Annotated in this window: 9 protein-coding genes; 6 read left to right on the top strand and 3 right to left on the bottom strand. The window is 46.7% G+C overall.

The annotated features are described in order from the left end of the window. On the bottom strand, positions 1-606 hold a 606-nt coding region (locus ACN4EK_RS31290), incomplete at its 3' end, for a pentapeptide repeat-containing protein (protein ID WP_431662358.1). Positions 607-1,077: 471 nt separating this feature from the next. On the opposite strand from ACN4EK_RS31290, the gene ACN4EK_RS31285 reads away from it, so the two are divergent. The 4 genes from ACN4EK_RS31285 to ACN4EK_RS31270 all read left to right on the top strand — a co-directional run bounded on the left by ACN4EK_RS31285 (position 1,078) and on the right by ACN4EK_RS31270 (position 6,457). After that, positions 1,078-1,296, top strand: a complete 219-nt coding sequence (locus ACN4EK_RS31285; RefSeq protein ID WP_431662357.1) for a hypothetical protein — start codon at positions 1,078-1,080, stop codon at positions 1,294-1,296. Positions 1,297-1,778: 482 nt separating this feature from the next. Further along, entirely contained in the window at positions 1,779-4,613 is a 2,835-nt protein-coding gene (locus tag ACN4EK_RS31280; RefSeq protein WP_431662356.1) for a hypothetical protein, read from the top strand. Positions 4,614-4,810: 197 nt separating this feature from the next. After that, on the top strand, positions 4,811-6,019 hold the full coding sequence (locus tag ACN4EK_RS31275; protein ID WP_431662355.1) for a WG repeat-containing protein: 1,209 nt from the start codon (positions 4,811-4,813) through the stop codon (positions 6,017-6,019). Positions 6,020-6,154: 135 nt separating this feature from the next. Continuing rightward, positions 6,155-6,457 (top strand): glycosyltransferase family 2 protein, encoded by a 303-nt coding sequence (locus ACN4EK_RS31270; protein WP_431662354.1) that lies wholly within the window; start codon positions 6,155-6,157, stop codon positions 6,455-6,457. A gap of 77 nt (positions 6,458-6,534) precedes the next feature. Here the strand turns inward: ACN4EK_RS31270 and ACN4EK_RS31265 are convergent, their stop codons facing one another. Continuing rightward, entirely contained in the window at positions 6,535-7,521 is a 987-nt protein-coding gene (locus tag ACN4EK_RS31265; protein WP_431662353.1) for a DUF4351 domain-containing protein, read from the bottom strand. 32 nt (positions 7,522-7,553) lie between these two features. Continuing rightward, a complete protein-coding gene (locus ACN4EK_RS31260) occupies positions 7,554-7,796 on the bottom strand; it encodes a hypothetical protein (protein WP_431662352.1) in 243 nt (80 codons plus the stop codon). Positions 7,797-7,823: 27 nt separating this feature from the next. Between ACN4EK_RS31260 and ACN4EK_RS31255 the strand changes: the two genes are divergently transcribed. Both ACN4EK_RS31255 and ACN4EK_RS31250 read left to right on the top strand, forming a co-directional pair. Further along, a complete protein-coding gene (locus ACN4EK_RS31255) occupies positions 7,824-9,347 on the top strand; it encodes a hypothetical protein (RefSeq protein WP_431662351.1) in 1,524 nt (507 codons plus the stop codon). Between the two features lie 619 nt (positions 9,348-9,966). Further along, a partial coding sequence (locus ACN4EK_RS31250) for a glycosyltransferase family 2 protein (RefSeq protein ID WP_431662350.1) occupies positions 9,967-10,202 on the top strand: 236 nt, incomplete at its 3' end.

The following is a 10,202-nucleotide window of genomic DNA, read 5'->3' as shown; positions in this document are numbered from 1 at the left end:
CAGGTCAGCATCGCTCAGGTCAGCATCGCTCAGGTCAGCATCGCTCAGGTCAGCATCGCTCAGGTCAGCACCACTCAGTTGACGATACGATTGTGGCTGAGCTTTGATTGCTTGAATCAGCTCCCACTTGGTTTGCAAACTTGGATTTTCCACTTTGCTGATCCACGGGATAAATCGATGGCTGAAAGCCCTAAAAACTCGTCCAGCCAGTCGTAAAATCCTTCCCCCGTTGAGCAACGCCGGATTTTCAGGTACTTCTAGAGATTCGTCACCCAAAATCACCAAGTCTTCAATTGGGCAATCATTAATTTGGGTGAGTTCACCGGAAGCAATTCGCTCTCTCAAGCGTTCTATATCCTGTTGAGAGCCTTGAATCGTAATTCTGATACTGCCTGCCTGAATATCAGTAATCTCGATCGTGTCTCCTCCGTAGCACTTGAGCAGCACTTCAAGGGTTGATTTGAAGTTTGCATCGACGGAATTAATGTCACCTTCCAAAACAATCCTAGCTTTAACAACTTTTTGATGGTCTAGAACTGTCACCTGCCGCCGAGCGATCGCTAACGTAGTTCCCACAGTTGTACTGGTAGCAGCAGTAGCGCTCATTTCAACGACCTCTGGGTGTCCAGTTTCCTCTGATTGCCCTATCTCCACATTGCTCTTTGAGCCTAAGATTTCCATCCAATCAAGCTGCAATCTCTCACAGACCCGTTTAAAAGTATCGACTTGTACAGGCTCTTGGTTAAAAAAATTTGTTACTGTACTGCGAGCCAAAAACTGTGCCTTTGCAAAATTAGCTTTCGATTCAAACCCCAGTCGGATCAATGCTTTTTCGGCTCTGTCAACACCCTCGGTGGAGGCAATGACCTTAATGCGCTTTCGGGAGTTGGAACCAGTCATAGGGGAAGAGCAGTTTGAGTAATGGATCTTAAACCGGACAAAAGTAGAGCATAACTCAGTCATACCACAACACGATCGTAGGTCAGTCAAAAGTGGTGACTAACAGAAGCATTGCTGTGACAGGGTTTGAGGAATTCAACGGCACATTGGAAGTAGGAAGTTTACTTGATAACAACCATGAACCAACCTACTTCTACTCCCGCTCAAACCCAGCCGGCACAGCTACCAGTTCCCGTGGCGACATCGCCAACCATTCAAATTCAGATTCCTCCTGAAATGATCCGTCCCCCTGCACCAACGCCTACCGTTCCCGGTGATATTACCCCCAGCTTAATGTTGATTGCTTTCGCGATCGTGATTAAAGTCACGATGGACTACCTCAAGCCGAACCAGTAGGGGTACGCCTAGTGTGCCCAGAATGCGAATACCCTGCTGATCTTTCCGGAGACAAAGCAACTCATCACCGAGATGCACTACTGATTGAAGAACGCGATCAAGACTGGGGTGAAGGCGATCTGTCTACTGCCAACCCCAGACTCGACATTGCTTGATCTGTCCAGCGATCGCTCTAAAGGTCAATCGGGTCTGTTACCTCTGTACAGAAGCCGCTATTACATTCCTTGCGTTTTTGCTTCAAGTCCTCACTAGGCATCACGTAAACAGGAGATTGTCCTCCTACTTGAGCGTCATAAACCGATGAGAGCCAGCTTGCCACTTTAACAGATGACGGGTTAGTGGATAGGACATATACCTTGCGCTTGTAAGTACAGACCGCCACGAATCAGACGATCGAGAAATCGATTCAGTTCCAGTTAGATCGTTCCACCCCCACGGTATCGTTACCCGACGTAATTGACGGCATTGCCTGGGAACGGGGGATGCATTTTTTGGGGACGGTGCAGGACAACGTGAATGCTGTACAGATGGTCTATGAAATTGCCCGTGCCAGTGATGGGCAATCTGTAGCACAGCACTCCTTTACCGTGGCTGGGTCACTGACCGGAACCGCCTTTGACCAGGTGATTGATGAGCTAACGAGCGGGAATTCGGTACTCCAGGATGAGGAAGTTTACAACCTGATCCTGACCAGCACAGACGTTGCGGGAAATGCTCAGCGCACTCGCTTCCAGTTCTTTGTCCCTGGCGATCGCCGGGTGGTGGATGATGATCCGTGGATCTCACCCACGAACCCCAATGATCCCCCGACTGACCCTCGAACTCCCATTCCGGGTGTAACTCCGACGGCTGGCAATCTGAGCAGTTGGGGCTATGTTGGCAGTGGCGGTAGTTGGGGCTACTACGGTGGCAGTGGGTCGGGAGGTGGCTGGACACCAGGATATGATGGGCAACTCACGCCGGAAGGGAAAGCCGATCATCGGGGTCTGACGGGAACTGGCTATGAGTACGAATATGCCGAGAGTGTTGATGCGATCGTCCGGCAAGCGGTGGACTTGATCAGTACCAGCCCAGCCACCATCCATCAGAAAGCGGCGTTGCAGAATCGTCAGAATATTCTGTTAGCCATCGGCGATCGACTGAATACGCTGATTCAGGCGGATGGGAATTTCACCAATGACCAGGCGTTAATTGACCAAATGCGTCCGGCGATGGAAGGGTTATTTGCCGATGCGTATGATCCCAATGGGTATCGGGCTGGGGTCTATGACACGTTTGTCCCGTGGGGTGGAGCCTGGTTAGCCCAGGAGTTGGTGCAAGATGGGCGTTCTGTCCGGGAACAGGTGTTTCAAGCCACCCTGTTGGAAGTGGTGACGGAGACTTTCGCAACCCGCCAGATTGCGATGAGTCAGGCACAACAGAGTGCATTAACCGCTGCCGTACTGGAGTTAGCGAAGACCTATACCTGGTTAAATCCGAACCCGGAAACAACTGTGCCAACCGAGAGTGAGGCGTTTGGCTTCCTGGATCTGTTGTGGCGATTGCAAGTCCCTGATGCTAATGGTCAGTTTAAGGGCAATGGGGATATTACAGCGGCACTAGGGCAAGCCATAACTCAATTAGGGCAATTACTGGAGGGAGTGAATGACCCGGTGAGGGCGATTCAGTTTATCAATAATCTGATGCAGGCAGCATCGACTGTACCTTCGTTGAAGAATGACCTTAAGGATACTCAGTTCTTGAGAGAGTTTATCGAGTTCGGATTTGAGTTTGTCAGATCGAATCCAACCGTTAACCAAACCGCACCCGACGCAGCTGTACAGGGCTTTTTGGATCGACTGTGGCGTGGAGACACCCAACAGGTGAAGCAGGCTCAGGGTGGATTGAGTGCATTTTTTGCAGGAATGGATACGGAAGCAGAGAAAATCAAGGGCTTGGATTTTGCAGTCAATTTACTGAATGCGGCGGAACTTCTACAAGGCGAGGGGCTAGAAACCCAAAAGTATGACCCAGTATTTCTCGATGCATTGGTTGGGTTAGGGGGAACCTATGCAGCATTAAATTCTTCTAATGCGAAAACAGAAATCCAAACTCTTTCTGGCTTCTTTCTTAATACACTATGGTCGTCGCATGGCACTCAGGATGTTCAGCAAGGTAAACAAGAGCTAAATGACTTTTTTACAATCTTCGATAATGATTTTAATACTCCTCATAATCGCCTGGAAGCAATGAGGTTACAAAACAAGGCTCTTGAAACTATTGATGAAAGTCCTGAAATATGGAGCAACTTGAAAGATGTATTCTTTATAACTCCATCATTCATTCAGGAAGGATTGACTAATGATGGGCAGTATTTACCCAATCTTCCAGCAAAAATTGTAGCAGCTAATCCACTGAGTAGCGAGCCAAATGTATTTACTGGCTTACCTCCTTGGCTGCCAAGAGGATCATTCGAATCTTTGGACTCTGAGAGTAATGGTGAGTTTTTATATGCTGAGCTTCAACGTTTATGGGCTATTAATCTTATTAAAAATCATGCCCCTTTTATCTCTCAAATGGCTGCTGAATATAATGTGACATCTGATGCAATTGCTGGTGCAATTCTGTGGGAAGCCACTGAAAATCCTTACAGCGTAATTCGTCATGCATTTCCTGGAGGAATACCAAATGGTACAAGCGTTGGTATTCCTGGCAAAATTCATGTTACGAAGGATACTGATGTTTCTGTAATTATTGAAAGAGAAGGACGAGTACCAGCATTAGCTAAAAACACATGGCAAGAGAGAGCAAAAAGATTGACTAGTCCATTTTGGGCAATTCGCTATATTGCTGCTATTATGGATCGCTCAGCAGAGATTTATGAGCGTACAGCAAGAGAGGCGGCAAAAGATGATGTAGCGCAAAAAAGACCTCCTAGACCAGTTTTCAATATTAGAGATGATGCAGGTGTTTTAACAACTTTATATCAGGGGGGGAAAGATCAAGATAGAGCTGACACTTTTGAAAAAAGGCGCTTAGCATGGTTCAACGAGAAAAAAGTGTGGAATGATATCCCTAATGATCGTTTCACACACGACGGAAAGCCATTAGAGCCTCCGCTGCCTTTACTGCCTAAGGCGGAAAAAATGGGACCTTGGGTCAGTTCTTATCGGTGGTGGATAAGAGCTTACTTACTTCAACCAAATGGCTGTCCCTCGCGTGGTTACCTGCCAGATAGCCCTTTAGGGTCTCCGCCTCCAGGGGTTCCACCTGCTCAGAGCATTCCTATACCCACAAAATATCTTAATCAAAATCTTGATCCTGATCAAAGAGCTTGATGGTTATACACGTATAGCTATCGAATCTAAAGTATCGCGGTTTCATCTAAATTATGAGAAAGGTGTTTAACAGAAACCTTTCTCATAGTTGATGGTAGTCTCAACAACGAGGTAGGAGTAATCTATATTTTTTTGTCTAAGTACAGATAAATGTATTAAGAGTATAGTTCAAACTCAAAACTATTGAGAGCTGCTGCATGATGATCTGGTTTCAAAGACTTACAATTGGCTTTTGTGTAACTTTATTGATGGCGTTACCGGGGTGCGCTCAATCAGAGCAATCCTCGATAACCTGTAGTGAGCAAGACAATGCCTCTATCCAATCCAAAAATAATCAGCCACGCTTATTTGACATTGTTCAACAAGGAAAATGGGGCTTTATTTCACGGGATGGCAAAGTTGTCATTCAACCAAAGTTTTCGTCATTCAAAGATTTTGCGGAAGGTCTAGCCGCGATCAAGGATGAAAATGGTAGGGCAGGCTATATTAACACATTGGGGAAACTGGTGGTTGCGCCTCAGTTTGAAGATGCTGATGCATTTCATGAACAGAGAGCAGGCATCAAACTGAATGGGAAATGGGGCTTTATTGACCAAACTGGCAAGATTGTTGTTGCTCCACAATTTGAATATGTGGGTTGGTTTTCCGAGGGACGCGCGGCGGTTCGCCGCAATAATTTATGGGGCTTTATTGATCTAAATGGCAACTTTATTGTTCAACCTAAATTCATCGATCACTTAGCCTTTTCAGAAGGACTAGCAGGCTTTGCGATTAGAGAGAAGGGTGAATATAAAACAGGATTAATCGATCGCGATGGTAATGTTGCTGTTGAGCTAAAAGGGATGGATCTTACCTTTACGGACGGCTTTAGTAACGGATTAATCCCTGTCGAGAAAGAAGAGGTTAACATTTTCGATCCAAGCTCGAAACGCACAGTGATGGGCTTTGTTGATCGCAGTGGCAGGATTGCCATTCCATTAAAATATGATCTCGTATTAGGCTTTGAGAATTGTTTAGCGCCAATCAAACTTGATGGTAAATGGGGCTTGATAGATGTAAAAGGAAAAATTGTCATTGCACCACAGTACGATAGAAAGTTTCACTTCTCCGAAGGGTTAGCGGCGGTTAAAGTAGGGCAGAAATATGGGTTTATTGATCAGACAGGGCAAATGCGGATAGAGCCTCGCTTCGCTTATGCAAGCAGCTTTCGGAACGGCTTAGCTGTAGTGTTAGAGCAAGAAGGTGGACAGTGGAAATTTATTGATCGTAACGGTAAAATAGCGATCCCATTAAAGCTCGATGAACAGCCTTCCGATTTCTTCGATGGTCTATCGACAATTAGAATGGGTTCTAAACAAGGGTATATTGATAAACGTGGACAGTATATTTGGTCTCCTACTAACTAGTGTCCTTTGTAGATATATTCCCCCGGCTGATCGCGCAACTTAATCTGGCATCAGATGTATGATGATCGCTTTGAATAAATAGATTCTTCGCAAGTTTTGGTAAGCTTTGTTGATGGCATTACTTTTTTGCTTAAAATGCCTCTCTCTCTCGAACCTTCAAGCGACAACTTCCAACCCTGCTTACACTTCAATACCCCATTTATTTCTCTAGTGGCTACGGTGTATAACCGTGATCACTACCTCCCCCTCACGCTGGATAGTATCCTTGCCCAAACGCATCATAATTTTGAGCTGTTAATCTGGGATGACGGCTCCACTGACGATTCCCTGGAGATCGCCCAAGCGTATGCCCAAAAAGACGATCGCATCCGGGTCATCGCCGCCCCTCACCAAGGAATTGCCCCCTCACTCAAAGGCGCGATCGCAGAGTGTTGCTGATGGGCGATTAGCTTGATATAAATTTGGGCAAGCGGATTTCACCTGGATTGAGGATTGAGACTTAGCGCTAATATCGCCTACAGGAGCGAACGATCGCCCTGATCTGAATGGTGTTCTAGCCAGGATTCCAGTTCCGTTAGGGTGGAGAAATCTAGCAAGGCGATCGCCAGGGCTTCCAGTTGAGTCAGGTTTAATTGGGCAATGCGATCGTGCAACTGATCCGGGAGTTGCCCAACTCGTTGCTGGAGCAGCAGGAGAATCAGCGATCGTTGTCCTTCCTGCTGCCCTTCCTGCCGCCCTTGTTGGATACCACGCTCAAAGCCGATTTCTTCCACACTGGTGATGTAGGGCACTTTGCGTTCCTCCTCATAAGCCTTCAACTCTTGCCAAAATGCCTGCTTCAACCCCTCTGGCAAGATCATAACCCAATCAATAAACTTGAACAGGTTCAGCACTTCCCGCCGACTGTACCCTGCTTCATACAAGCGGCGAATTAAGCTCAGTTTCCACTCTTTGCGCTGGTGAGCATGGCGTTTGGTTTCCTGCGCCTTGAGATGAGCCATCACCACCGTGGCAAAGGGATTCGGGCTGGCGGCTAACTCTGCCCATTGCTCCTGATAATCGAGTAATTTCACTGTGTCAAACTGAAACGACAGTTGCGTTCCGGGATAGCTGAACTCATAGCGATTCGGTCGCCACTCGGTTCGACTGTCACACAAAATCGCCAGACTCACCGCTGGTTGACGAAACCGATCGAAGATTCGCAGCGCATAGATGAACATCCGCTCGGCAAAATTGGCTTCAGGTTTGGCTTGCACCTCAACATGCAGCAGTAAGAACAGGGCTTTGCCACGTTTACGCCACACTTTAACCAGTAGATCCGCATGACGTTTGCCAGTTTCGGTATCGGGGGCAATTTGCTGAAACTCTTTGTCGAGGAACTCGGGGGGCTGCTGCCAATTAATCAAGCGATGCAGTTCCGGGAAGAAAAACGCGATCGCCTCAGGAAAATACTGACGTAAGATCTCCTTCCAGGGGGAATCCTGGTCTGCACGGACTGACATGGCTGGATGAGCGATGGAATGGTGCAATTGTATCATCTGAAGCGTGATTCCCCTCGCCTAGCGCGATCGCTGGGGGGAGTTGGACACCAGGATGTGAGTACGAATATGCCGAGAGTGTTGACGCGATCGTCCGGCAGGCGGTGGACTTTATCAGTACCAGTCCAGCCACTATCCATCAGAAAGCGGCGTTGCAGAACCGTCAGAATATTCTGTTGGAAATCGGCAATCGTCTGAATACACTGATTCAGGCGGATGGGAATTTCACTAATGACCAAGCGTTGATTGACCAGATGCGTCCGGCAATGGAGGGACTGTTTGCCGATGCGTATGATCCCAATGGGTATCGCGCTGGGGTCTATGACACGTTTGTCCCGTGGGGTGGAGCCTGGTTAGCCCAGGAGTTGGTGCAAGATGGGCGTTCTGTCCGGGAACAGGTGTTTCAAGCCACCCTGTTGGAAGTGGTGACGGAGACCTTTGCTACCCGCCAGACCGCAATGAGTCAGGCACAACAGAGTGCGTTAACCGCTGCTGTACTGGAGTTAGCGAAAACCTATGCCTGGTTAAATCCGAATCCAGAAACGACCGTGCCAACTGAGGGTGAGGCATTTGGCTTCCTGGATCTGTTGTGGCGGTTACAAGTGCCTGATGCCAATGGTCAGTTTAAAAACAATGGGGACATTACAGCGGCACTGGGGCAGTCAGTGACTCAACTGGGACAATTGCTGGAGGGGGTAAATGACCCGGTGAGGGCGATTCAGTTTATCAATAATTTGATGCGGGCAGCATCGACTGTACCTTCGTTGAAGAATGACCTCAAGGATGCTCAGTTCTTGAGGGAGTTTATCGAGTTCGGATTTGAGTTTGTCAGCTCGAATCCAACCGTCAATCAAACCGCAAGCGATGCAGCCGTACAAGGATTCTTAGATCGACTGTGGCGTGGAGACACCCAACAGGTGAAGCAGGCTCAGGGTGGATTGAGTGCATTTTTTGCAGGAATGGATACGAAAGCTGAGAAAATAAAGGGCTTGGATTTTGCAGTCAATTTGCTGAATGCAGCGGAACTGCTACAAGGCGAGAGGCTAGAGACTCAGAAGAAAGATCCAGCATTTCTTGATGCATTGATTGGCTTAGGTGGAGCGTATGCAGCGAGCAATCCTCAACCTTCGGTAGGAGTGGAAGATCCACAGCTTTTCCTAAATACGCTATGGAAAACTCAAGAAATTCAAAGAGGATCAACAGAGCTAATAACCTTTTTAGAGGGAGTAAGAAATGAGAACGACCAGGTTAAATTGTTACAGTTTGGAAAAGATGTGCTTAACCAATGTAGACAGAATCCAGATTTACAGGAGCAAATGTATGAGGATGATTTTGTTAATGCAGTATTTATGTTTGGAAATGATTACTCTGGACTGAAGGTCTTAAACAATTCACCTACACCAATTGAAGAACCTTACCCTTTTCTGAATACTCTCCGGTACGCCCAAGAAGACCCTGCCAGAGAGATACCTGGTATAATGGCTGAAATCACTATTAAAGCTGCATCAGGGCATGCATGGGCAGTATGTTTTGCAAAGTATGGAGTTGACTTAATCAATAGAGCAATAAATGTCGCAATTTTTTGTACTCCCCCCTTGCAGAATGTATTACCATGCCTATCAGCAATAGGAATTTTTGGGCTTACTCTAAAACAGTATTCAGACTGCTTAAAAGAATTTGATGATGGTAATCCATCTCATAAGGTTGCTTCCAATGATCCAACCCTTCTTAAAATTGAGCAGCTAGTAAAACGCATTGAAGACTGGGTACACCAAAGAACAGCAGATTAGAATTGGATAGCTTTTTATGCACATTTAAACTCAAACCAGTTCTCTTCAAAACAAGGAGTTTCAATGGAACTTAATTTTGCTTTTCCTATCGCAATAATGATATTTATGTCATTCTTGATTATTGGTTTCACTTTTAAATTATCAGACGCACGTCGAGAATTGTATAAAGGAGATGAAAAAATTAGAGAATTAGATGCCAGAGTACGAGAGCTAGAAAGTCTGATTAGAAACTTGCGAAGCTAGATCTATGAGGTTTAGGTCATGGAGCCATTTTGGAGAGACATTCTGGGTGCAGTTCTACTGTCTGTATTTTTCTCAGTACAACTAACTCAAGACAGCCCAAGAGATCGTGAAAGACTCTTAGAAAGAGAACGAAGAATTATGGAGTTGGAAGAAAGAATTAGAACTTTAGAAGAATTTTTAAGAAACGAGATCGCCTGATCACATCGGTTGGTGGTGAGCTCGCTCACTCGGTAGGATGCATTAACCTGCATATGCTGTTGGTAAAGTGGTTCTTTATGTCCGAAGCCTTTGTACTGATGTGATTTACACTGCCGATGCAGGGCGCATTTGTGGGAACCCTAAGCACAGCCACCTCATCCTGTACCCTGCCCAAATTGTGTCCGCCCCTATTTCCCTGATCACCACGGTCTACAACCGTGCCACATATCTTCCCGTCACGCTGGATAGAATCCTTGCTCAAACTCATCACGATTTTGAGCTACTGATCTGGGACGACGGTTCCACTGACGATTCCCTTGAGATCGCCCAAGCGTATGCCCAAAAAGACGATCGCATCCGGGTCATCGCCGCCCCTCACCAAGGAATTGCCCCCTCACTCAAAGGCGCGATCGC

The sequence above is a fragment of the Pantanalinema rosaneae CENA516 genome (assembly GCF_050753385.1).
GTDB lineage: Bacteria > Cyanobacteriota > Cyanobacteriia > Leptolyngbyales > Leptolyngbyaceae > Pantanalinema > Pantanalinema rosaneae.
The sequence above is the reverse complement of the archived record's forward strand: the minus strand, read 5'-3'. Positions and strand labels throughout refer to the sequence as shown.